The following is a 22,773-nucleotide window of genomic DNA, read 5'->3' as shown; positions in this document are numbered from 1 at the left end:
CAGCGTCTAACTTAGGGGGTAGAAGAGTCATTGAACCAATAACCTAATCAATTTTGGAGGTGGTATATGGGTATCCTATCATGGATTATCTTTGGTTTAATTGCTGGAGTTCTGGCTAAATGGATTATGCCAGGAAATAATAGCAGTGGCATTATTATGACAGTGATTTTGGGGGTGGTGGGAGCCGTCGTCGGTGGGTACATAAGTACATTCCTTGGCATGGGAAAAGTGGATGGCTTTGATTTAGGAAGTTTCACCATTGCCGTTATTGGCGCTATGGTTGTTCTCTTTGTATACCATAAAATTTCTAACTGATCATTTTGTCTATACCCTATGGATTTAAAGATGCAGCGCAGCCAACAAAGCGGCAACTTGAAAGACGACGGGGATATCTGTTTTTAAGATTGGGTTCCCTATGATAATAACAAGAAAGGGCATGTCATTTTGCTGCCCTTTGTTGCTATTGATTATTTCTAATAAACTGTTTTTTTTTAATATTTATTTTTCTAATGGAAGCGAATCATCGGCTCCCCATTCCGCCCAGGAGCCATCATATAACCTTGCCTCTTTGTGGCCAATCATCTCCAGTCCCAGAATTAAAACGGCGGCTGTCATACCAGAACCACAACTGCTAATGATAGGTTGATTTAAATCAACACCTTGTTTGCGGAATATGGCCGTAATTTCTTCTACTGGTTTATAACGTCCATTATCAATCAATGCTGTCCACGGAACATTTTTAGCATTGGGAAGGTGCCCCATTCTCAGGCCTGGGCGGGGTTCGGGTACTTTTGCCTGAAAGCGCTCTTCCGCCCTGGCATCAACAAATTGCACGCTGGCATTGTGATGGAGAGCATCGAGGATCTGCGCCTGAGAACAGACTTTTTCAGGGGTAAACTGGATATTGAAAACATGGGGGGAACGGGTCACTTTACCCGATTCGGTTGCATAACCGGCTTGCAGCCAGCCTTGCCATCCTCCTTCAAGAATGCGGATATGGCGAGCGCCAAAAATGTTGAATGTCCACCATGCCCGTGGGGCAGAAAACAGATTGCCTTGATCGTAAATCACCACCAGATGATTTTCACTCATGCCCATTTTATTAACCGCTTGGCAGAAAGTTTCCGGCTCCGGCAGCATGTGCGGCAGGTTAGTTTGCAGATTGGCGACTTTATCCAGATCAAAAAACTGGGCACCGGGAATATGTTTTTCTAACCAGAGCTGGTGATAATCAATGGATTGGGTCGGCATTGGGGCACTGGCATCAATGACAACGACATTCTCATCATGGAGATGTTCGTTTAGCCATTGTGGACTAACAAAATATTCATTTTTCATGAGCTTCCTCATCGGGTGTCGCAAGACAAGCCAACGTATTTATTGTTGCCCTGTTGGGGTCTGTTCCTGCTGAATCTGTTGTGGCTCTTCTACTGGTGTGGTTGAGCGGGTATAGATATTCATCCCTGCCAGAAAGATCCCACCAATTGAGCCGATAGAAAATAATATGATGATAATGAGCAGGATTTTTTTCATCTCTGTATCCAATAAGGTTTTAAGAAAAGTCATCACAGCCATAAAAGGCTAAAGGATAGAAAGCCAAAAGTATATCGGCTTCTATACGCCAGACAAGCGATAACCGATTTTCTTCTATTAACAGTAGAAAAGCTGGAAACCGCTTCGCAGGAATAAACATATAAAGCTGATTTTAGAATAGTTCTATGCAAGAATATGCCTTGCCAAATTGCATGTATGTTCCTGAGTCGTAAAGACAGAAGCATGATAAAAAATCGCCCTCCAATTTTTAAGCAGCAAAATTAATGACACTTTCCAGTTCAATAAAAAATCAGATTAGCCAGTGGTATAAATCATTATCTATCCATATTGATGGTTTTATTCCACGTGCGCCACAACGTCAAATGATCGCAGAAGTTGCCAAAACGTTGGCCGATGAAGGGGGGCGGCATTTGGTGATAGAAGCCCCAACGGGCGTGGGTAAGACGTTGTCATATCTGATCCCTGGGATTGCCATCAGCCGGGCAAAACAGAAACCATTGGTGGTCAGTACAGCCAATGTTGCTCTACAAGATCAAATCTACAGCAAAGATTTGCCGCTGTTACGTAAAATTATTCCTGACTTGAAATTCACGGGGGCTTTTGGCCGGGCGCGTTATGTCTGCCCGCGCAATTTGGAGGCGATTTGTGCTGCGGAAGGGGAACAGATTGATTTGATGTTTTTGGTCGAAGATCAAACAGAAGTGACCAATAGTGAAGAGCGGGAATTATGTCGTCGATTGCGCAGTGATTATACGACGTTTGCATGGGATGGCCTGCGTGATCACCATAAACTGGCGCTGCCAGATCCGCTGTGGACAAAAATTAGCACGGACAAAATGAACTGTCTGGCACGCAACTGCCAGTTTTACTACCGCTGCCCATTTTTTCTTGCCCGCAGGGAAATTGAAGATGCCGATGTTATCGTTGCCAATCACGCTTTGGTGATGGCTGCGCTGGAAAGTGACTCTGTTTTACCAGAAGCAAAAAATCTGCTGTTAGTGCTGGATGAAGGGCACCATATCCCAGAGGTGGCAAGGGATGCGCTGGAAGTGGAAGGGGAAATTACCTTAGTCCAGCTTAATGGTCAGTTGGACACCTTTATCCGCCATGTAGAGCAATATTTGGTGCAATTTAGGCCGGCAAAACCACCCGCTTTGGCAAATATCCCTCGATTACAGACGCATTGTGCAACAATTCGTGAATATTTTAAGGAATTGGCGGAGATAACACAGGCGCTATTGCCTGAGCGTAGTGACGCGGAAGAATACCTATTTGAGCTGGGTAAGTTGCCGGAGAGTTTACTGTTGTGTTGCCAGCAATTATTTAAACTCACTGATGGATTACGTGGCTTAGCAGAAGCGATTTTAAGTGATTTGAGTGATCAGACGGCTAAACAAGATATTGTCCGATTGCATCGTGCTATTTTGCAAACCAGTCGAACATTGGGCTATTTTGAAAACATGGTAAGACTGTGGCGTTTGGCTTCACAACAAGAGTCTTCCCATGCGCCGATATCAAAATGGTTAACGCGACGCGATGAGAAAAACCAATCACACCTTTACTTTCATTGTGCGGGAATTCGGGTCAGCGAACAATTAACCCAGTTACTATGGCGCGCGATCCCTCATATTGTCGTGACATCGGCCACCTTACGTTCATTGAATAGTTTTTCCCGCATTCAGGAATTGACCGGGCTGCATGAGGATCATGATGATCGTTTTATTAGCCTGTCATCACCTTTTGAACATGTGCGACAAGGGCGTTTGGTTATTCCGCAAATGACGCAGGAACCGACTATTCAAAAGGAAATGCTGCATCTTGAGGAGATGTCGCGCTATTTCCGCTCTCAGGTCATGGAAGGGAAACATCGGGGCATGTTGGTGCTTTTTAGCAGCCAACGTGCAATGGAAGGGTTCCTGACTTTCGTGACAGACTTGCGGCTGATGCTATTAGTACAAGGTGATCAGCCGCGTTATCGATTAGTCGAAACGCACTGCCAACGTATTAATGCAGGGCAAGCCAGCGTTCTGGTTGGGTTGCAGTCATTTGCAGAAGGATTGGATTTAAAAGGTGATTATCTTTCCCAAGTCCATATCCATAAAATCGCCTTTCCACCCGTGACCAATCCGGTGATTATTACCGAAGGTGCCTGGCTGAAATCGTTGAACCGGTATCCATTTGAAGTACAGAGCTTACCCAACGCCTCTTTTAACTTGATCCAACAAGTAGGAAGGCTAATCCGTAGCCATGAGTGTTATGGTGACGTGGTGATTTATGACAACCGGCTATTGACCAAAGGTTATGGTTCGCGTTTATTGAATTCTCTGCCGGTATTTCCAATCGAACAGCCAAGCGTGCCATCGGAAAAGGAATTGGCGATAATGAAAAAAGGATAAATAACACCATGAGGGTTATTTATCCTTTTGAGATATCTAATGTTCAACCTTGATGAGTTGATTTTTATGTATCTGATAATCATTGAATATTAATCCTTGTGAAAAATTTTCATCATGAGAGCTTAAAATAAAAACTTTTTTATCAGCAAGGGATTTTATTAATTCCTTTAAAAAAGCAATTGACTTTAAATCAAGGCCGTTAGTGGGTTCATCAAAAATATAGACATCCACATCAGACATTAAAGCTGAGGTTAGCAGAAATTTCTTTTTAGTACCTAAAGACATATCACCAAATTTTGTATTTAAATAATGAGAAATGCCAAATCCGGTTAAATAATCTTCCAATTGACAATTTTGACTTATCTTTTTATAACGTTTGGTTAATTTAATGATGTTCAAGCCAGTAAGAAAATGATAAAAATAAACATAATCAGATAGATAAAAACCTTGTTTTTGTAAATTGAATGGGGCACTTTTATGATCCTTGACGAAATTGATTTTACCTTTGTTAATCTTGTTAATGCCGGAGAGGCAAGAAAGAAAGGTTGTCTTTCCAGAACCATTGATACCCACAATACGATTTATACCAATATTAAACTGACAATTAACACTTGAAAATATTTTTCTGTTCCCAACCATTATTTCTAATTCGATGATATCAAGCATAAATATATCCTCCTAAACAAGAAAATAGAACGATAGAACATAATGTCAGTAATTTTGTATATTGTGTTTTTGATAGGTTTATTAAAGCAGTAAAAACAGAGATTAAACAATAATAGAGAAATAAAACCACATAAAATGAATGGGTTATGAAGAGAGAAAATAGAACGAATAGAATAGTGAAAACAGCAAGGCATACACAATAATTAAGAAGCAAGAGCTTTTTGTTTGATATGAAATTAATCAGATGGCAAAGGTATTTTTCATTAATATGAATTAAATTATAAAATAATATCATTAAAATATAGAGTATGCCACCAAGGTAGCCTATTACAATATAATTGATATTATCAGGAACTTGTTGATAAGCTATATAAGCAATGAAAAACAAAAATACTATTGATGCGATTATATTTAAAATGAATATTTTGTTAATTGATAAAAAATAAAACAAGTTAACAAGGTAAGGGGATGAAAACTTATTAGATAAATGAACCTTATTTTCTTGATGGCTTTTCTTATTTTGCGTAAATAACCAAAAAGGAATAATAAAAATAATAAAGGTGTAAACTAAGTTACATAACGAATTACATCTTAATATAGACAGAAGAATAAATAAAAATGATAAAGTTATACTGTGAGATAATTTCAACTCTGATAAAGAAAATCCAATCACGGCAAATGATGTAAGCAAGAATAATACAGAGGTTGTTTGTGATAATGTACTATTGCTATCGTTGGATAAAAATCCAACGAAAAAGAAAATAGAGATAGGGATGGCACTATAAATCATGAACATAATTCGGCAGACAAAGAAAGTTTTTTTGTCTACTAATGATGAAATAAAACCATTGGAATATTCTAATGGAAATAACGGTCTTTGTACTGAGTAAAAAATGATATATACCAATAGGAATATTAATGACAGGTAAAAGGAATCTATTGTATTATTTTGGGTTGTCACATATTGTGATAAATGTATCAAGCCATAAAAAATCCCACTTGCTTTGGCAGGAATAAATAAAAAACATAAAAATAAAAGCAGATTTTTATTTCCTAAAGCAAATTGTTTTATTTTACATTTATATTCTAACATGTCGGCAATAAGTAGATTCATTTTTTCTCCTAAAACCAGAGATTATATATTTTCTTACGTAATTTTATGGGTTAATTTGTTTTATATCTTCACTTTTGGTTATGTAATGTTTTCGGGTCAATATTGGCAACATAATATACCCGTTGTTATTGAAGATATTTAATACCTTAATAATAACGGGTATATGTCTCAAACGAAAAATTCAGGTTTAAACATAAGCCTGAATTTTAAACAAATTTAAGGTGATGCCGTATCTATTGGTGCATGCACTTGCTATATATTTCTTTGAGGCAAAATTGATATTTTTTATGATGTTTAATATGTTTAGCGCATAGGGTACGTGCCTGTGCTTCGCATCGTTCAGACTTAGCGCTATCCAGCTTTGCGTCGGTTGCAAATGTATTCCATGATGTTAATACCAAAATAGCTGTGCATAGAGTCAGTGAAGTCTTCATCTTGTAACCTCTATATAAATTTTTAATATTTTCAATATCTTTAGTCTGTACCAGAATAAAGACATAATGATAATAATTTTTTCTCGTGGAAATTCCAATCTATTTGATGTTCTTTTGTGTCTTGGTTTATGAGATATGTATTTAATGGATTGATTTTTTGAGTGATATTTTTATTTTTTGCAGAGAACTTAATGGATAATGGCCGCAGTGAGTCATTGATTCAATATGATCTAATATTATTCTATTTTTAACCTCATTAATAAAAAAGGATAAATAATATCAGAGTTAGTATTATTTATCCTTTAAGAAAAAATGAGATTGTAACGGTTATTTCTCTATTTTTTTCAGGAAGCAGGTTTTCAGGACTAACCCTTTAATTTTATCCGCATTGCATTCAACCTCATCTTCACGATGGGTCAGGCGGATGTTTTTGATCAGCGTGCCGCGTTTCAGCGTCTTGGAAGTCCCTTTAACTTTTAGATCTTTGATAACCTGAACTGAATCACCATCACTCAGTAATGCGCCATTAGCGTCTTTGACTTCGATATCCATCTTATAGAATCCTCATGTTTATTTTTGAATCAAACAGGGATTATAGAGAGAAAAATGATTTTTTTAAAGGTTTGCGGGGTTTTTAAGGTTATAGCTTCTATTTTTTAATATCAACAACGAGAATTGATGTAAAAAAGGCCACATTTGTGGCCTTAGCTTAAGGAAAAATAATATTTTTATTTTATTGCTCAATATTGGCTTCGATAAACCATAAAAATTTATCGAGATCACGGGATGCAGCAGTGAACATATCGGCAGTGTCTTCATCTTCCGCATCAACAATCGCCTGACGGATATCATTGGCAACAACAGCATAGCGATCTGCCAATGCTTTCAGATGATCCTGTACATCGTGAATATCTGTTGGGTAGCTTTTCAGTGTCGTACGTTTATGTACTTCCTGAACCGTACCCAGAGCGGTTCCACCTAGTTGAACGGCACGTTCTGCAAATATATCAAGATGTTCCGTGATGGAATGACGAAAATCATCCAGCATTTCATGAATGGCAATGAAATTGCGGCCACGCATGTTCCAGTGAGCTTGTTTAGTCAACATGGAGAGGTCGATAAATTGGATCAGTATGTGATTTAAGGTAGTAATCGTTCTCTGTTTAATGCCTTCATCAAGATTATTTCGGGTATAAATCAGGCCAGAAGATTTGGTTTTGATCAATTTTGCTGTATTCATAATAATGCCCTCTTAATTCTGAATAATGAGTTATCTCATTAGATAGAATAAAGTTAGCTGATCATCGGGCAGAAGTCATATTGCTTATCGCTATCGAATTAATCGTTATTATTTTGAATCGGTAACGTCTTGATTACTTGCAAAAATAAAAACCGGAGAGAAATATTTTTCTCCGGTTTCAGTCAATCATATCAGTATTTATAAAGTCATTATTCTACTTTTTCTATTTTAGTTTTTCGCTTAATGCTTGAGGTGGAGCCTATGGATGCACAAATAATGCAAAAAAGGGCAATCCACTGGGTCATGGTCAAATGCTCATTAAGGAAAATGATGCCGGATAATGCCCCCAATGCAGGTTCAAGGCTCATTAATGTCCCAAATGTTTTGGCGGGTAGACGAGTAAGGGCAATCATTTCCAATGTATAGGGAAATGCGGTGGATAAAATGGCGATCCCCAGCGCAATAGGCAGCAAGGAAACATTAAACAGGAGTTCAGACCCAGTCTGTATTAACCCGATTGGGAAAAAGATAAAGGCAGCAATGAGTGAACCGATAGAGACAGTGGCGGCACCATAACCTGCTCCAGCACGTTGTCCAAAGATAATATACAGCGCCCAAAAAAAGCCCGCTCCCAGCGCGTACAAAATACCGATAGGGTCAAGTGTATTAACGCTATTTCCGATTGGCAGCAGGAAACTTAATCCGACAATGACCAACGCAATCCAGAGAAAATCCAAAGGGCGTCGGGAAGAAAACATCGCGACAGCTAAGGGGCCGGTAAACTCAAGCGCAACCGCAATGCCGAGAGGAATACGGGATAAGGACATATAGAACAGATAGTTCATTGCCCCCAGGGAAATACCGTAGGCGAAAAGCGGAAACAGTGAAGAGCGCTGAAATTTGAGACGCCACGGTTTAAAAATCAAAAACAGGATAATGGTTCCTAATGCAAGTCTCAAGGCTGTGACACCAGGCGCGCCAATGACAGGAAATATTGTTTTAGCCAGCGAAGCTCCAGCTTGAATCGATGTCATCGACAGTAACAATAAAATCACAGGAAGCAGTGAAAAAGAAGCTGCCCGATGTTTTGAAAGAGACATTTAAAAAAACCTCAGCTACAACGTGTTATTTAAGGAGCGCCATCTTCGCAGTGAAACAGATATAACTCAACAGTATTATCAGTTGTATGCTTGTCAGGCTATCTTATAATCATCAAAGACAACAATAATGGAGTTTAGATAATGCATGAGATGATGAACAATTCTTCAGAAAAAAAGGGTTCTGTAAAGAGTGTTGCCGTTTATTGTGGTTCAAGCCTGGGTACAGATGAAATTTATAAAGTCAGTGCGATATCTTTTGCGAAAGAACTGGTTAAACGCGATATTACCTTGGTTTATGGTGGTGCAAGTGTGGGGATAATGGGGGCTGTCGCGGATACTGTCTTACAGGAGGGGGGAAAAGTGATTGGTGTGATCCCTGCATTGCTGGAAAAGCGAGAAATTTCCCATAAGAACCTGTCTGAACTTCATGTTGTGGAAACCATGCACCAGCGCAAAAGCAAGATGATTGAACTGGCTGAGGGATTTGTCGCTTTGCCGGGCGGTTTTGGCACATTGGAAGAACTCAGTGAGGTCTTGACCTGGAGTATGATTGGCTTGAATAGTAAGCCTTGTGGCATCCTTAATATCAATCAATTCTACGATCCTTTGATTGCCATGTTTCATAAAATGGCTGATGAACAGTTCTTGCAAGAGAGATATCGTCATATGGCAATTGTTGAACAAGATCCGGCTTTATTACTTGATCGTTTTAATGATTATATTGTTCCTTCAGTGAAAACTTATACTAATTAGTTGAAAATAATGGAGAGAATCTAATGATAATAAGAACGGCTACCTTGCAGGATGTTGAGGCTATTTTATCGCTTTATCGTGTATTGTTCAGTGAAATGGCGGTGTTGCAGCCGGATAGAATGCAAGCGACTGAACAGGATAGCGATTTTATTGCTTCCAATATCAATAATGATAAATTTTATTTTCTGGTTGCAGAAGATGGGAATGGCAGCATTAAAGGTTTTGCGCTTGCACAGGAGCAAAAGACACCGCCCTTCAATTGCTTGGTTCCGAGAACTTATGGGTATATTTTGGACTTAGTCGTGAGCCAGGATGCCAGAAATCTTGGAATTGGTCAGGATTTACTGTTTGGAATGAAAAAGTGGGCTAAAGAAAACAAGTATTCACACCTTGAATTAAATGTATTATCCCAGAATGTTGATGCAATACGCTTTTATATACGGGAAGGGTATCAAGAAGTAATAAGAACGATGGCGATTACCCTGTGATCAAAAATAACATATTTTCTCTGACCAATAGATAGTTTTTCATAATAGTGAGACACCCAAATTCAGTACAATTCTTACTGCTCGCGCCGCGAGGAGTGAGGAAACGTCCTACAATATTAAATTTTTATCTATATTAGAAATTATCATAAAAAATAATTAATATTCAGTAAGTTATTTGATATGTTGTGCTGATTTTAGTGGCGGATAGCGCATTCTGGCGATACTTTTCTCCTGTTATGGCATAATGTGCGGCTATCGATTTTATAATCACCCTTTTTATTCACTTTAAGAGCAACAGTTGTGTTAAGTACAAACAACATCACTATGCAGTTTGGCAGTAAGCCACTGTTTGAAAATATTTCTGTCAAATTCGGCAACGGTAACCGCTATGGCTTGATTGGGGCGAATGGGGCCGGTAAATCTACTTTCATGAAAATCCTGGGTAAGGATTTAATCCCAACTGCCGGTAACGTCAGCCTTGACCCTAATGAGCGTCTGGGTAAGTTGCGTCAGGATCAGTTTGCTTTCGAAGAATATACCGTGTTGGATACTGTCATCATGGGACACTCGGAATTGTGGGAAGTCAAGCAGGAGCGGGACCGCATTTATGCGATGGCAGAAATGAGCGAAGAAGATGGCTATCGTGTCGCTGATTTGGAAGTCGCTTATGGTGAGATGGATGGTTATAGCGCAGAAGCACGTGCCGGTGAATTGTTGCTGGGTGTCGGTATTCCTATCGAACAACATTATGGTTTGATGAGTGCCGTGGCTCCGGGCTGGAAATTGCGCGTGTTGCTGGCTCAGGCACTGTTTGCTAATCCTGACGTCCTGCTGCTTGATGAACCAACCAACAACCTGGATATCAATACCATCCGCTGGTTGGAACAAGTGCTCAATGAACGTAACAGTACCATGATCATCATTTCCCATGATCGGCATTTCCTGAATACGGTATGTACTCATATGGCTGATTTGGATTATGGCGAACTGCGGTTGTTCCCTGGTAACTATGATGAGTATATGACTGCTGCGACCCAGGCTCGTGAGCGTTTGCTGGCCGATAATGCCAAGAAAAAGGCACAGATTGCTGAACTGCAATCATTTGTTAGCCGTTTCAGCGCCAATGCTTCCAAGTCTAAACAGGCCACTTCCCGTGCCCGTCAAATTGATAAGATCCAGTTGGACGAAGTGAAGGCTTCCAGCCGCCAAAATCCTTATATTCGCTTTGAACAGGAGAAAAAACTGTTCCGCAATGCGCTGGAATTGGAAGGCTTGACCAAGGGTTACGATAACGAACCCTTGTTTAAAAATCTAAACCTGTTGATGGAAGTCGGCGAAAAGATGGCGATCATCGGTGAAAACGGTATCGGTAAAACCACATTCCTGAAGACACTGGTCGGTGAAGAAGAACCTAATAGCGGTACAGTTAAATGGTCGGAAAATAGTACGATTGGCTATTATGCACAGGATCACGCCAGTGATTTTGACTGTGATATGACGGTATTTGAGTGGATGAGCCAATGGAAGCGTGAAGGCGATGATGAGCAGGCGGTACGCGGTATTCTCGGCCGTTTGTTGTTCGGGCAGGATGATATCAAGAAAAAAGTTGGCGTGCTTTCTGGTGGTGAGAAAGGCCGGATGTTGTTTGGCAAGCTGATGATGTTAAAGCCCAACATTCTGGTTATGGATGAACCGACCAACCATCTGGATATGGAATCCATCGAATCGTTGAACCTTGCGCTGGAACTCTATCAAGGAACGTTGATTTTCGTCTCCCATGACCGCGCATTTGTGGGTTCACTGGCGAGCCGTATTTTGGAGATCAAATCTGATAAAATTATTGATTTCAAAGGTAATTACGATGATTACCTGAAAAGCCAAGGGGTTGTTGAGTAAGTCGGGTTTATATAGCAGGAAACATCCAGCCAATTTGGCTGGATGTTTCCTTATAGTGGATTATTTCTTATAGAAAGAAAAATAAGTGTTGGCCGATATATTCACTGCAATTGACAAACTTCACACAAAGGATCTTTCAGCAAGGTTATTTGGCGAAATTGCAGGGTCATGGCATCGAAAAGCAAGACCTTGCCATGACAGGTTTGCCCGTAGTGAGCCAAGAGTTTAATGGCTTCCATTGCCTGCAAGGCGCCAATAATACCGACCAATGGCGCCATGACACCAGCTTCAACACAGGTCAGGTTATTTTCACCAAACAGGCGGCTAAGGCAACGGTAACAAGGCGCTTCCGGTTGGTAAGTAAAGACAGAAAGCTGGCCTTCCATGCGGATTGCAGCACCTGAAACCAACGGTATTTTACGCCTATGACACAGGCGGTTGAGTTGTTCGCGTATGGCGACATTATCGGTACAGTCGAGCACAATTTCGTGTTGGTTGATTAATTCCTCTAACGCCGGATCATCCAATAACCCTTCAATCGGGTTGATAATGACATGAGGGTTAACCTCCCGCAGAGTCAGCGCCGCAGAATGCACTTTTGCCATACCCATGTGCTTATCGCGATGGAGGATCTGCCGTTGCAGGTTAGAGAGGGAAACCGTATCAAAATCCAATAAGGTTATTGTCCCAACCCCTGCCGCCGCAAGATATTGGGAAGCGGCACAACCCAGCCCCCCGACACCCACTATCAACACCTTGGCCGATTTTAATGTTTCCTGTCCGTCGAAATCAAAACCACGTAAGACAATTTGTCGGTTATAACGTAAGGTTTCTTCATCGGTAAGTTCGACACGCATTCTCGGTATCTTCTTAAAATGATGTTATTGGTTTTTCAGTAATGGGTTGAAAAATTCGATTTGCACGGTTTCGCCAGCAGCCACATGCCCCCGTTCCCGTTCCAACACAATAAAACAGTTACCCTGACTATATGAACTAAAGATATGGGAACCTTGATGCCCTGTGGTTTGTACCTCTAATTCACCCTGTTCATTAAGTGACGCCATGCCACGTTGGAAATCCAGTCTGCCAGGCGATTTTTTCAATGGGGTTGTCGTCCTGGCCTTGAGACGCATAGGCGGTTGCCATGCGGTAAAACCCGATAGGTGAGCAATCAGGGGTTGCACCAATTGATAGAAGGTGAGCACCGCCGATACCGGGTTGCCTGGCAAGCCGCAAAACCAGGCATGTTCCAATTGACCAAAGGCAAAAGGTTTACCCGGTTTGATGGCGAGTTTCCAAAAGCTGATTTTTCCTACTTCATCTAAAATCTGTTTAGTGTAATCCGCTTCACCAACAGAAACGCCTCCACTACTGATCACTAAATCAGCGTGTTTATCTGCTTCGATAAAGGCCTGGCGTAAGGCATCAGGATCGTCACGGATCACACCCAAATCAACAATTTCACAGCCTAGCTTTTCCAGCATCAGGCGAATGGCGAATCGGTTGGTATCGTAAATTTGCCCTGCCTGTAAGGGTTCACCGATGGCTTGTAATTCGTCACCGGTAGAAAAAAGAGCGACTTTCAATTTGCGGACAACATCAACGGTTGCAATACCGAGTGAAGCGATCAGCGGTAATTGCGCGGTGGAAAGCCTGATCCCTTTTGGCAATACCACCGTATTTTGGCTGATATCTTCCCCGATGGTACGGATATTCTGCCCCGGTTTTACCGGATAAGTGAAGCGAATGCCTGTTTCGGTAACCTCCGTTTGTTCTTGCATAACAACGGCATCAGTGCCAGCAGGAATGGGAGCGCCAGTCATGATGCGGATACAACTGCCCGCCGGCCATTCCCCCTGAAATGGCATCCCCGCCAGCGCTTTTCCTGCCATTGGCAAGATCGGGTTTCCGTTAAGATCGGCGAGGCGAATGGCATAACCATCCATCGCTGAGTTATCAAAAGCGGGGACGTTGATTGGGGAAATAATCTCCGTGGCGGTAATTCGTCCCGCAGATTCGGTCAGGTTAATGGTTTCTGTCGTGATCGGGGACGTTGCAGTGAGGTTCAATAATTTTTTTAGGGCTTGCTCAAGTGAGATTAAGTTTGAGGTATGACAGTGATCCATAAGAAACTCCCTATACGCCGCAAATTGCAGGCAATTGTTTATTCTTAAGCATTTACTTTTGTATTGAATGCATTATGGCAAAGATCGCAATGATGAGGAATGACAGGCAATCGTGATTGCCCAGCGAAATGGAGTGTTAACTAAAGATGTATATTATATCTATGATTTGTTATAAATAATTAATGCTAACCAAATCAATTCATTTCACTACTATTAATCACTATGAAAAATCAAACTGTTATATCTTGTCGCCGTAACTATCAAGCTTTTCAGATTGCATTAAGTGGTTTTCTTGCTTTAGTGGTCGCAATGGGAATAGGGCGTTTCACTTTTACCCCACAAGTTCCATTGATGATCGCTGAATCCCAACTCACCTTGACGAGTGCAGGAATCGTCGCGGCATTCAATTACCTCGGCTATCTGGCGGGGTCTTATGATGCCATGCGGGCGCAACGTTGTGTGGAGTACCGTTTGTGGAGCGGGTTATGGGGAGCTGTCATTATCACGCTATTTTCCGCCTTGTTGGATGGACCGATATTGCACAGTATTGCCCGCTTTTTTATTGGCTGGGCCAGTGGCTGGACGTTGGTATTGGTCGCTGCGTGGGCGAATGATGAGTTGGCAAAACTCAATCGTCCGGGGTTGAGTGCGGCCGTGTTTTCAGGGACAGGTGTGGGGATTTTTATCAGTGGTATGTTAGCCATTGGGATCCAATCCTGGCAGATGAGTGCCGCTAGCGCGTGGGTATTATATGGCATATTGGCACTGTTATTCAGTATCTATGTCAGCCGTTATCTGCCCCGCAACGGTGAATTGCACCGTCCACAGACGGCAATCCAAGCGCTGAGCCTGACACCGGAAATTAAGCGCTTGGTATGGAGTTATAGTCTGGCTGGATTCGGCTATATTTTGCCTGCAACCTTCCTTTCCCAAATGGCGACAACGCGTTTTCCTGAGAGCTTATTTGCCCAGTTTGTCTGGCCAATATTTGGGGCTGCTTCGGTCATTGGCATTATGCTTGGGATCTTGCTGCGTAATGTTTCAACACCTCAAATTCGCCTGGCAGTGACATTATGGCTTCAGGCGCTAGGTATCTTGGTTGCGGAAATGTTGTCGGGGATTGGCGGCCTGATGGTTGGGGCGTTATTGGTAGGTGGTGGGTTTATGTGTGTGGTACAGCTTGCTTTGCAATATGGCCGTGAATTAGCGCCCCATCATGCCCGTTACATGGCAGGATTGCTGACGACAGGTTATGCGTTAGGGCAATTGGTAGGGCCAATGTTGTCATCCATTTCGACGTGGCTGACGGGAAAACTGGAACCGGCTTTGTATATCGCATTTATTGGATTGCTCATTGCTGGGTTACTGGTATTTTATCGCACCAATACTCATCATAAGCCATCTTGATTTGGTGCATGGATGATGTATAGGTATAGTTGTGCGTTTATTTGCATAATAAAGAGTTGTGCACTGATACGATATATACCAATCCAACTTCAAGTTGCCGTTTGCAAGCCAATGAGCGTGTTTATATCTCCCTGTTATTCGGGGAGATATAAGACGCATCTTGAAAGGCGACGGGTATATGCGTAGTACAAGATAAATAAAAATAGCCATTGTGTGGTATTACATTCGCTGATATCTGCGTAAAATAAGCGTCCCGATTTCCCGTCAAGTAACGGAAAGTATTTACCTTGGAGAAACTGATGTCATCCCTAAGTACAGAAGCTGCGCTAGTGCATTCAGCACTGGTTGACCGTGGTCTTGAAACCCCATTGCGTGAACAAACTTTGGAACCTGCGGTGCGTAAAGTACGCATTGAGGAACACATGACAGAAATTATGAAACTGTTAAATCTCGATTTGAGTGATGACAGTTTGGCGGATACACCTGGCCGTATCGCGAAAATGTATGTGGATGAGATATTCTCCGGGTTGGATTATCACAATTTCCCGAAAATCACTTTGATAGAAAATAAAATGAAAGTGGATGAAATGGTGACTGTGCGTGATATTACGATGACCAGCACGTGTGAACACCATTTTGTCACCATTGATGGCAAAGCCACGGTTGCCTACATTCCTAAGGATAAGGTGATTGGCTTGTCGAAGATTAACCGCATTGTCCAGTTTTTTGCGCAGCGTCCGCAAGTGCAGGAGCGTTTAACACAGCAGATCCTGATTGCGCTACAAACACTGCTCGGCACAAATAATGTCGCGGTTTCCATTGATGCTGTTCATTATTGCGTGAAAGCGCGTGGCATTCGTGATGCGACCAGCACCACGACGACGACTTCGCTGGGTGGGTTATTTAAAACTAGCCAGAATACACGGCAGGAGTTTCTGCGTGCCGTGCGTAATCTGTACTTATCATGATGAATTTTTATTATCATGAAACACAATTGTGATGGAGTAATGAATCAGAGAATTGAACTACTTGATTGTGTGCGTGGTTTTGCCATTTTGGGAATATTGTTGCTGAACATTTCCAGTTTTGCCTTGCCCTATGCCGCCTATATGAATTTGTTTTATCAGGATGTCGTCTCATTCTCTGATGTGATGACATGGTCTGTATTGAACACCTTTACTCAGGGAAAATTCCTGTTCATCTTGACGCTGTTATTCGGGGCATCACTCGAATTGCTTCGGCAGCGGGGACGTGACTGGAATATTCCCAGGTTACTGGTTTTGGCTGTTATTGGTTTATTGCACGGTATCTTGCTATGGGATGGCGATATTTTGTTGGCATATGGCATTGTTGGCTTATTGGCATGGCGGTTCATCAATAATCGGCAAAAATTGTTTGGTACAGCGGCGACTTTCTATCTGTTCGGCATAATGATGTTTTACCTTCTGGGGTTGTTCCCCCTGGAGGAAAATAATTCATTTTGGCGGCCTACACCGGAAGATATTTCCTATGAAAGCTACTGGAAAACCTATGGTGGATTGCTGGCCATAGAATACCGTATTCGTCAGATGAGTGGTGCAATGATTGTGGTGGTTGTGCAATATGGCTGGCAACTCATGGGAGTCATGCTTTGTGGCGCTATGTTATTGCGTAATGGCTGGCTGAAAGGGAGATTTAGCCGCAAGCATTACCGTCGGCTGGCGTTATGTTTGATCCCTGTTGGTTTGATCATTCAAGGTATTGCCTTATCGATACAATATTTATATCCCTACAGTTATTTTGCATCCTGGACTGTTCGCTACACCATTACTGAATTGGCAACCCCGTTGCTGGCATTGGCTTATATCGCGTTGATCTATGGTTTTTGGCCGACTGTTTCGCATTGGAAAATCACATTCTGGCTCAAGCAGGTTGGAAAAATGGCACTGAGCAGCTATTTGTTGCAAACACTGATTTGTACCACGCTTTTTTATCGCTTTGAGTTATTTGGGCAGTTTAGCCGTTTAGAGTTGATGGCATTTGTTCCTTTTATCTGGGCCTTGAATATCGGGTTTGCTTGCTGGTGGTTGAAACATTATTCTCAGGGACCGATGGAAAAACTCTGGCGCAGTTTGACAGCTAAATTAGCTGGTAAGGTTTAGAAATACGCTCTGCCGACCCTGTTATCTTTGATCGATTTTGAGGGTAATGGGTTGATCGATTTCAAGTTGCAGTTCTAAGGTTGTCGGTAAACTGCAACTTGAAAAATGAAGAGCGTAAAACTGATTAAATAGGCCGTATTGGCTTGCTCTCCCTGTTTATTTCCTTTGTGGCTTTTTTTCCAATTCCTGTAACTCCTCCGGGGATACCGCAGGGTAACCTTGGATTCCTGTTGGTACGGAATGTGGGGCAGGGATAGGCATTAACGGACCTAAAAAGCGAGGTTCCCGTTTTAAAATATAGAGATCAGTCAAAGCGCCGAGACGAGCCAGTACTTCCCTGATACGGATCGTCATCATATTTTTAGGGGAAGGAACCACATAGCATTGTGCTTCTATGCCAAAATGCATAGCGATAAACAGGGCGCGTTCGCAATGGAAGCGCTGAGTGATAATAGTAAAATCGTTGGTATCAAAGACCTTACGGGTTCTGACAACGGAGTCCAGTGTTCGGAAGCCGGCAAAATCCATCACAATATTACTGGCCGGAATTCCCGCTTTGATTAAATCCTTCCGCATGGTAATTGGCTCATTATAACTATGCTGGGCGTTATCCCCACTCAATAACAGATAGTTGACTTTACCGCTGTTGTAAGCATTTACCGCACCTTGGATCCGATAGAAATAATATTGGTTATATGTACCGGTCTTATAATATTTGGATGTGCCGAGTACCATACCGACTTCTCGCTCAGGAAGTTGCCTGAGATCATCAAAAATGTAAGGGGCGGTTTTCCAGCTAATCCAACGGTCAAGCATAATAGCGGCCAGCGTAAGGACAGCAATGACAAAAATAAGACCAGTAATCAAACGCTTCCACATAAATTTTGTTTTCCTTATATACGCATTAAACTTCAAGTTGCAATTTACAACACGATATGAAATCACACGCATCTTGAAGTTAGATTGGTATATGCGCTGATGAGCCAATGCACTAAAGGCTACTTGACTTGAAATATTGAAGCAAGTTTTTAGCTATTGGGTTTATTTTGATTTTTGAAAATAGAAAACGTAAGGCGATTATTTATGATCTATCGAGTGGAATTATTGGATTATTTTTCAAGCCTGCCAATATTACTGGCAGGCTGATGACCCATATTATTAGAATGAAGTGCGTTTATAGATGCGATATTCTGGTTTCCAGAAATTACGCTCAATGGCTTCATCCAATGCATCTTCCGATGTAACAATCGCAACGCCTTGTATTTGGGCTTTTTTCGCCACTTCTTTCGCTATTTTGCGGGAAACATCTTGGATATCATCAATCGGTGGCAACAGTGGGCCAGAGCCTGTTTGTGCCAGCGGTGAACAATCTGCTAATGCACGGCTGGCAGCCATCAACATATCATCGGTCACGCGTTTAGCGCCGGCAGCGATAACGCCTAAGCCGATCCCAGGGAAGATATAGGAGTTGTTGCACTGTGCAATGGAGTATTCCTGGCCGGCATATTTGACTGGCGCAAACGGGCTTCCTGTCGCGACCAGCGCTTTGCCATCCGTCCAGTTGATGATGTCTTCCGGGCGGGCTTCCACGCGTGATGTCGGGTTGGACAGAGGCATCACGGTGGGGCGCTCACAATGTTTGTGCATTTCACGGATAATCTCTTCGGTGAACAGACCTGCTTGGCCGGAAACACCAATCAGGACAGTCGGCTTGGCATTGCGAACCACATCCATCAATGAGAGGGAATCGCTGGTGACATCCCACGATTGTAACGCAGAACTTTTTTGTACCAATGCACTTTGAAAATCCAGCAAGTTTGGCAGCTTGTCAGTCAAAAGGCCAAAGCGGTCAACCATAAACACGCGCGCGCGCGCCTGCTCATCGCTTAATCCTTCGGATTTCATTTGGGCAATGATCTGCTCGGCAATACCACAGCCCGCGGAGCCGGCACCAAGGAATGCCACGGTCTGATCTTTCAATTGGCGACCGGCAGCACGGCTGGCTGCAATCAGGCTACCCAGGGCAACGGCTGCGGTGCCTTGGATGTCATCATTGAAGCAACAAAGCTCATCGCGATAGCGGTGCAACAGCGGCATGGCGTTATTTTGGGCGAAATCTTCAAATTGCAGCAGTACGTTAGGCCAGCGACGTTTTACGGCCTGAATAAATTCATCGACAAATTCATCGTACTCTTTGCCCGTCATGCGTGGGTGACGCCAGCCCATATACAGTGGGTCATTGAGGCGCTGTGGGTTATTCGTCCCGACATCCAAAACCACAGGCAGGGTATAAGCAGGGCTGATCCCGCCACAGGAGGTATACAGTGACAGCTTACCAATAGGTATCCCCATGCCGCCGATCCCCTGATCACCCAGACCCAGGATGCGCTCACCATCGGTAACAACAATGACTTTTACATTCTGCTTGGTGGCATTTTGTAGCATGTCATCGATGTAAGCCCTGTTCGGGTAGGAGATAAACAACCCACGGGCACGGCGGTAAATGTCCGAAAAGTGTTCACACGCGGCACCGACGGTGGGTGTGTAGATGGTAGGCATCATTTCACTGAGATGGGCATCAAGGAGCCGATAGAACAGCGTTTCGTTGGTGTCCTGAATATTTCTCAAATAAATATGTCTATCAATGTCATTTTTGAAATCGCAATATTGGCGATAAGCGCGTTCGGCCTGTTCTTCTATGGTTTCAACGGCCTGCGGCAATAAGCCATGCAAGTTGAAATGACTGCGTTCTTCTTCTGTAAAGGCGCTGCCTTTATTCAACAGCGGAAATTCCAACAAGATAGGGCCAGCGTAGGGGATATAGAGGGGACGTTTACTTTCGTGTTCCAGTTCCATGATGCTTACTCTTTGAACTTATCAATAACAAAATCGGCTACCGATCCTAAGAAGATAAAAGCAATAAGTACAGTAAATGTTACTTAAATAGGATTATCATGAGCAAAAATGAGAGATAACATGCAGAATTAGCTAATAAAATGTTATTGGTTGTTTTCATTTTTCCCCTTTAGAAAGAGAGAAAGGGGATAATGGCTATTTTGTTAAGTGACTCTTTTCTTTTATTGCGGTTACAGGATATACGCAATCTAAAATGTGTACCGTTCTACTGTTGTACAGCCGAGGGCGGTTAATGTGGCGCTTGTGGCATTCCATTGTGATAAGTGGCTATTTTCACCTTCCACTAACACTGCCCGTTTGATGGATTGGCAATGGCCGCCCGCCATATTCATGAGGATCAACGCGGCCTGTAATGGCGGTAAACTTGGGTTGAATGCGGCATTTTCCGCATAACGGCCAGTATAAATCTTCCCTTGCTCATCCAGCAGGGCAACGCCTGCATGGGATTGGCTATAAGGTGCATGGCTACGGTTTGCTGCATCCAATGCGGCTTGTACCAATTCGTCACAGGTAGCCAATTGATAGCCGTGATTAACCTCATCCAGCAACAATGGTGTGTCGGCTAAATCACGTGGGCCGAAGGCTTCTGGCAGGTAGTCGGCCAGGGTTAAAGGTGGACGGTTGGGGAGGTAAACGGCCAATTGTGTTCCACTGTTGAGTTCATTCATAAATTGCCGGCAATGACCACAAGGTGAATAGTTGACAGTGATAGCGGCCAATTTCTTCTCACCCCGCAGCCAGGCGTGTGTGATGGCTGATTGTTCTGCATGGACGGTTTGCTGTAATGGAACGCCGGCGAATTCCATATTGGCGCCAAAATAGAGATTGCCACTTTCTCCCCGCGCAATGGCACCCACATAAAAATGGGAAATGGGGGCCAGCGAGTAGGCGGCAGCAAGGGGTAATAAAGCTAATGCCAGTGCCTGATCATCCAATCCGCTGAGCTGTTTGATTGACTCTGTTTGCCCTGCTGTCAGCATGGCTGGAAAATCGTCGTAGCTAATATAAGGCGATAGGGCTTTTTGCAGTTCAGAGGGGATATCTGACCAAATAGCGCGAAAACGAGCTTGCATAGAATGATCTCCAAATTAATTGAAGGTCATTCTAGGACGTCTGGTCAGGTTTGCAATGTGATAAAGGCCATATAATTAATGAAATTTGTGTAAGAAAGACATTATCTTAGTGGCCTGTATCAAATTCTTGCTATCTGGATGGGGTTGTTTACTTTTTTGTTACGGTTTTGCAACCAATAAAGCCATATTTTTTCATAAATAGTTTTTCATAAACAGTTTTTCATAAAATGATTAACCAAACAGATGCAGCAATATTGGGAATAGGAAAGGTGCAATGAGTGAGGTAATGATGCCACAGGTCATTAAGGCCAATGAACTATATGCCCCTTCAATATGATCCATTTCGGCACAACGCGCCGTCCCTACCGCATGGGATGCCGTACCCATTGCCAATCCCCGTGCCGCCTGGGTTTTTATTTTGAGAACGTTAAATAGATTGTGACCAAAGACTGCACCAAAAATACCTACCGCAATGACACAAGCTGCACTAATGGCAGGAATTCCGCCAATAGAGCTGGCTACGGCCATCGCAATGGGAGTTGTCACGGATTTGGGGAGAATAGAGGCGACAATTTCAGGCGTGGCACCTGCCCATAATGCGATAGCCGTCCCCGTCACCATGGCGACAATGCTGCCAATAAAACAGATGCTAATAATTGATTTCCACTGGGCACGAATTTGATGGAGCTGTTCATACAGGGGAAAAGCCAAAGCAACCACCGCGGGTTGCAGCAAATCGTTCAGTATCCGGCTGCCGGCAAAATAGTGTCCGTAAGGGGTATGTGTCATCAGCAGCAAGGGAATGATCACCGCCATTGAGATCAATAAGGGGTTAAATATCGGTAGCTTAAGCCACACTGACAACTTTTTGGCACAGTAAAATACAATCAAGGTTAGCGGTAGTGACCACCAAATATGGCTTAACATTTTTCTTTCTCTTTCGGTTCTTGTGACAGTTGTGATGGATTGGTCGGTGCCGAAGTGGGATTTTGCTGCTTAGCACCAATAATGATACGTTCACGATGGATATAGTGGGAACAGTAAGCAACAACGACCATAACAATGACTGTACTGACGAGACAAGAAAGCAGTATGGGGAACATCTGTTGGCTAAGTTGTGGATAATAATCCATGATCCCGACCCCGATGGGTAAAAAGAGCAGCGTCATGTTTTTCATCAACAAGCTACAGCCGGGTTTTACCCAATGTGAGGGGATAATTTGGAATGCGAGTAAACCAAACAGGAGAAGCAAGCCAATAATGCTGCCGGGGAGAGAGAAGGGAAGCAGTGCCGAAATAAGATTCCCTACGATCAGGCATAAATAGAGTAGCGCAAATGCGCGTAGGTATTGCCAACCTATTATCAGCACATTTTGGAAAGACATAATCAATAATTCCTCAATATCACGAGGAAATTATCATACGACTAACCTTGTAAATGTGCCATACATCACATTAAAAAGCGGGTC

At 42.8% G+C, this 22,773-nt stretch carries 22 protein-coding genes; 8 read left to right on the top strand and 14 right to left on the bottom strand.

The features are described from left to right. The first annotated feature begins 66 nt into the window (after positions 1-66). Positions 67-315: a GlsB/YeaQ/YmgE family stress response membrane protein gene (locus Xkoz_RS03035; RefSeq protein WP_099140698.1), complete on the top strand. Its 249-nt coding sequence runs from the start codon at positions 67-69 to the stop codon at positions 313-315. 183 nt (positions 316-498) lie between these two features. Here the strand turns inward: Xkoz_RS03035 and sseA are convergent, their stop codons facing one another. Both sseA and Xkoz_RS20435 read right to left on the bottom strand, forming a co-directional pair. Beyond that, positions 499-1,338 carry a 3-mercaptopyruvate sulfurtransferase gene (gene sseA, locus Xkoz_RS03030; protein ID WP_099140697.1) on the bottom strand — a complete coding sequence of 280 codons (840 nt, stop codon included), beginning with the start codon at positions 1,336-1,338 and terminating at the stop codon, positions 499-501. 39 nt (positions 1,339-1,377) lie between these two features. Continuing rightward, the gene (locus tag Xkoz_RS20435) at positions 1,378-1,533 is read right to left on the bottom strand and encodes a hypothetical protein (RefSeq protein ID WP_167386546.1); all 156 of its coding nucleotides are present in this window, start codon (positions 1,531-1,533) and stop codon (positions 1,378-1,380) included. A gap of 284 nt (positions 1,534-1,817) precedes the next feature. On the opposite strand from Xkoz_RS20435, the gene dinG reads away from it, so the two are divergent. Next, complete coding sequence (gene dinG, locus Xkoz_RS03025) at positions 1,818-3,950, top strand: ATP-dependent DNA helicase DinG (RefSeq protein ID WP_099140696.1); 2,133 nt, start codon at positions 1,818-1,820, stop codon at positions 3,948-3,950. A 36-nt stretch (positions 3,951-3,986) separates the two neighbouring features. Here the strand turns inward: dinG and Xkoz_RS03020 are convergent, their stop codons facing one another. From Xkoz_RS03020 to rhtA, 5 genes are all read right to left on the bottom strand, one after another. Further along, entirely contained in the window at positions 3,987-4,616 is a 630-nt protein-coding gene (locus Xkoz_RS03020) for an AAA family ATPase (protein ID WP_099140695.1), read from the bottom strand. Beyond that, positions 4,609-5,730 (bottom strand): hypothetical protein, encoded by a 1,122-nt coding sequence (locus tag Xkoz_RS03015; protein ID WP_099140694.1) that lies wholly within the window; start codon positions 5,728-5,730, stop codon positions 4,609-4,611. The genes Xkoz_RS03020 and Xkoz_RS03015 overlap by 8 nt, the downstream gene beginning before the upstream one ends. Before the next feature lie 761 nt (positions 5,731-6,491). Further along, complete coding sequence (locus Xkoz_RS03010) at positions 6,492-6,716, bottom strand: alkylphosphonate utilization protein (protein WP_099140693.1); 225 nt, start codon at positions 6,714-6,716, stop codon at positions 6,492-6,494. 181 nt (positions 6,717-6,897) lie between these two features. Continuing rightward, entirely contained in the window at positions 6,898-7,404 is a 507-nt protein-coding gene (gene dps, locus Xkoz_RS03005; protein ID WP_099140692.1) for a DNA starvation/stationary phase protection protein Dps, read from the bottom strand. Between the two features lie 209 nt (positions 7,405-7,613). Next, complete coding sequence (gene rhtA, locus Xkoz_RS03000) at positions 7,614-8,504, bottom strand: threonine/homoserine exporter RhtA (RefSeq protein WP_099140691.1); 891 nt, start codon at positions 8,502-8,504, stop codon at positions 7,614-7,616. 141 nt (positions 8,505-8,645) lie between these two features. Here rhtA and Xkoz_RS02995 point away from each other — a divergent pair, with 141 nt between their 5' ends. The 3 genes from Xkoz_RS02995 (at position 8,646) to Xkoz_RS02985 (ending at position 11,641) form a co-directional block, all read left to right on the top strand. After that, entirely contained in the window at positions 8,646-9,257 is a 612-nt protein-coding gene (locus Xkoz_RS02995) for an LOG family protein (protein WP_099140690.1), read from the top strand. Between the two features lie 23 nt (positions 9,258-9,280). After that, positions 9,281-9,745 (top strand): GNAT family N-acetyltransferase, encoded by a 465-nt coding sequence (locus Xkoz_RS02990; protein ID WP_099140689.1) that lies wholly within the window; start codon positions 9,281-9,283, stop codon positions 9,743-9,745. A gap of 300 nt (positions 9,746-10,045) precedes the next feature. Then, the gene (locus Xkoz_RS02985) at positions 10,046-11,641 is read left to right on the top strand and encodes an ABC-F family ATPase (RefSeq protein ID WP_099140688.1); all 1,596 of its coding nucleotides are present in this window, start codon (positions 10,046-10,048) and stop codon (positions 11,639-11,641) included. A 101-nt stretch (positions 11,642-11,742) separates the two neighbouring features. Here the strand turns inward: Xkoz_RS02985 and moeB are convergent, their stop codons facing one another. Together moeB and moeA are read right to left on the bottom strand one after the other, a co-directional pair. Continuing rightward, entirely contained in the window at positions 11,743-12,498 is a 756-nt protein-coding gene (moeB, locus tag Xkoz_RS02980; RefSeq protein ID WP_099140687.1) for a molybdopterin-synthase adenylyltransferase MoeB, read from the bottom strand. A gap of 24 nt (positions 12,499-12,522) precedes the next feature. After that, positions 12,523-13,767, bottom strand: a complete 1,245-nt coding sequence (gene moeA, locus Xkoz_RS02975; RefSeq protein ID WP_099140686.1) for a molybdopterin molybdotransferase MoeA — start codon at positions 13,765-13,767, stop codon at positions 12,523-12,525. Positions 13,768-13,989: 222 nt separating this feature from the next. Here moeA and Xkoz_RS02970 point away from each other — a divergent pair, with 222 nt between their 5' ends. The 3 genes from Xkoz_RS02970 to yeiB all read left to right on the top strand — a co-directional run bounded on the left by Xkoz_RS02970 (position 13,990) and on the right by yeiB (position 17,315). Continuing rightward, on the top strand, positions 13,990-15,174 hold the full coding sequence (locus Xkoz_RS02970; protein ID WP_099140685.1) for a YbfB/YjiJ family MFS transporter: 1,185 nt from the start codon (positions 13,990-13,992) through the stop codon (positions 15,172-15,174). A 299-nt stretch (positions 15,175-15,473) separates the two neighbouring features. After that, complete coding sequence (gene folE / locus Xkoz_RS02965) at positions 15,474-16,142, top strand: GTP cyclohydrolase I FolE (RefSeq protein ID WP_099140684.1); 669 nt, start codon at positions 15,474-15,476, stop codon at positions 16,140-16,142. A gap of 39 nt (positions 16,143-16,181) precedes the next feature. Beyond that, entirely contained in the window at positions 16,182-17,315 is a 1,134-nt protein-coding gene (gene yeiB, locus Xkoz_RS02960; RefSeq protein ID WP_208615196.1) for a DUF418 domain-containing protein YeiB, read from the top strand. A 156-nt stretch (positions 17,316-17,471) separates the two neighbouring features. Here the strand turns inward: yeiB and sanA are convergent, their stop codons facing one another. From sanA to Xkoz_RS02935, 5 genes are all read right to left on the bottom strand, one after another. After that, complete coding sequence (gene sanA / locus Xkoz_RS02955) at positions 17,472-18,194, bottom strand: outer membrane permeability protein SanA (protein ID WP_099140682.1); 723 nt, start codon at positions 18,192-18,194, stop codon at positions 17,472-17,474. Between the two features lie 279 nt (positions 18,195-18,473). Continuing rightward, the gene (locus Xkoz_RS02950; protein ID WP_099140681.1) at positions 18,474-20,171 is read right to left on the bottom strand and encodes an NAD-dependent malic enzyme; all 1,698 of its coding nucleotides are present in this window, start codon (positions 20,169-20,171) and stop codon (positions 18,474-18,476) included. A gap of 248 nt (positions 20,172-20,419) precedes the next feature. Beyond that, positions 20,420-21,304 (bottom strand): cytidine deaminase, encoded by an 885-nt coding sequence (gene cdd / locus Xkoz_RS02945; protein ID WP_099140680.1) that lies wholly within the window; start codon positions 21,302-21,304, stop codon positions 20,420-20,422. A gap of 231 nt (positions 21,305-21,535) precedes the next feature. Then, complete coding sequence (locus Xkoz_RS02940) at positions 21,536-22,231, bottom strand: CidB/LrgB family autolysis modulator (protein ID WP_099140679.1); 696 nt, start codon at positions 22,229-22,231, stop codon at positions 21,536-21,538. Beyond that, a complete protein-coding gene (locus Xkoz_RS02935; RefSeq protein WP_099140678.1) occupies positions 22,225-22,689 on the bottom strand; it encodes a CidA/LrgA family protein in 465 nt (154 codons plus the stop codon). The genes Xkoz_RS02940 and Xkoz_RS02935 overlap by 7 nt, the downstream gene beginning before the upstream one ends. Between the last annotated feature and the right edge of the window lie 84 nt (positions 22,690-22,773).

It is taken from the genome of Xenorhabdus kozodoii (genome assembly GCF_002632875.1).
In the GTDB taxonomy this organism is placed as follows: Bacteria; Pseudomonadota; Gammaproteobacteria; order Enterobacterales; family Enterobacteriaceae; genus Xenorhabdus; species Xenorhabdus kozodoii.
Note: the sequence above shows the minus strand (reverse complement) of the source record. Positions and strands in the feature narration are given on the sequence as shown.

Bases quoted from the DNA above. Each gene is read 5' to 3' on its own strand.
- Xkoz_RS03035 (WP_099140698.1), top strand. From the start codon at position 67: ATGGGTATCCTATCATGGATTATCTTTGGTTTAATTGCTGGAGTTCTG.
- sseA (WP_099140697.1), bottom strand. From the start codon at position 1,338: ATGAAAAATGAATATTTTGTTAGTCCACAATGGCTAAACGAACATCTC.
- Xkoz_RS20435 (WP_167386546.1), bottom strand. From the start codon at position 1,533: ATGAAAAAAATCCTGCTCATTATCATCATATTATTTTCTATCGGCTCA.
- dinG (WP_099140696.1), top strand. From the start codon at position 1,818: ATGACACTTTCCAGTTCAATAAAAAATCAGATTAGCCAGTGGTATAAA.
- Xkoz_RS03020 (WP_099140695.1), bottom strand. From the start codon at position 4,616: ATGCTTGATATCATCGAATTAGAAATAATGGTTGGGAACAGAAAAATA.
- Xkoz_RS03015 (WP_099140694.1), bottom strand. From the start codon at position 5,730: ATGAATCTACTTATTGCCGACATGTTAGAATATAAATGTAAAATAAAA.
- Xkoz_RS03010 (WP_099140693.1), bottom strand. From the start codon at position 6,716: ATGGATATCGAAGTCAAAGACGCTAATGGCGCATTACTGAGTGATGGT.
- dps (WP_099140692.1), bottom strand. From the start codon at position 7,404: ATGAATACAGCAAAATTGATCAAAACCAAATCTTCTGGCCTGATTTAT.
- rhtA (WP_099140691.1), bottom strand. From the start codon at position 8,504: ATGTCTCTTTCAAAACATCGGGCAGCTTCTTTTTCACTGCTTCCTGTG.
- Xkoz_RS02995 (WP_099140690.1), top strand. From the start codon at position 8,646: ATGCATGAGATGATGAACAATTCTTCAGAAAAAAAGGGTTCTGTAAAG.
- Xkoz_RS02990 (WP_099140689.1), top strand. From the start codon at position 9,281: ATGATAATAAGAACGGCTACCTTGCAGGATGTTGAGGCTATTTTATCG.
- moeB (WP_099140687.1), bottom strand. From the start codon at position 12,498: ATGCGTGTCGAACTTACCGATGAAGAAACCTTACGTTATAACCGACAA.
- moeA (WP_099140686.1), bottom strand. From the start codon at position 13,767: ATGGATCACTGTCATACCTCAAACTTAATCTCACTTGAGCAAGCCCTA.
- Xkoz_RS02970 (WP_099140685.1), top strand. From the start codon at position 13,990: ATGAAAAATCAAACTGTTATATCTTGTCGCCGTAACTATCAAGCTTTT.
- folE (WP_099140684.1), top strand. From the start codon at position 15,474: ATGTCATCCCTAAGTACAGAAGCTGCGCTAGTGCATTCAGCACTGGTT.
- yeiB (WP_208615196.1), top strand. From the start codon at position 16,182: ATGAATCAGAGAATTGAACTACTTGATTGTGTGCGTGGTTTTGCCATT.
- sanA (WP_099140682.1), bottom strand. From the start codon at position 18,194: ATGTGGAAGCGTTTGATTACTGGTCTTATTTTTGTCATTGCTGTCCTT.
- Xkoz_RS02950 (WP_099140681.1), bottom strand. From the start codon at position 20,171: ATGGAACTGGAACACGAAAGTAAACGTCCCCTCTATATCCCCTACGCT.
- cdd (WP_099140680.1), bottom strand. From the start codon at position 21,304: ATGCAAGCTCGTTTTCGCGCTATTTGGTCAGATATCCCCTCTGAACTG.
- Xkoz_RS02940 (WP_099140679.1), bottom strand. From the start codon at position 22,231: ATGTTAAGCCATATTTGGTGGTCACTACCGCTAACCTTGATTGTATTT.
- Xkoz_RS02935 (WP_099140678.1), bottom strand. From the start codon at position 22,689: ATGTCTTTCCAAAATGTGCTGATAATAGGTTGGCAATACCTACGCGCA.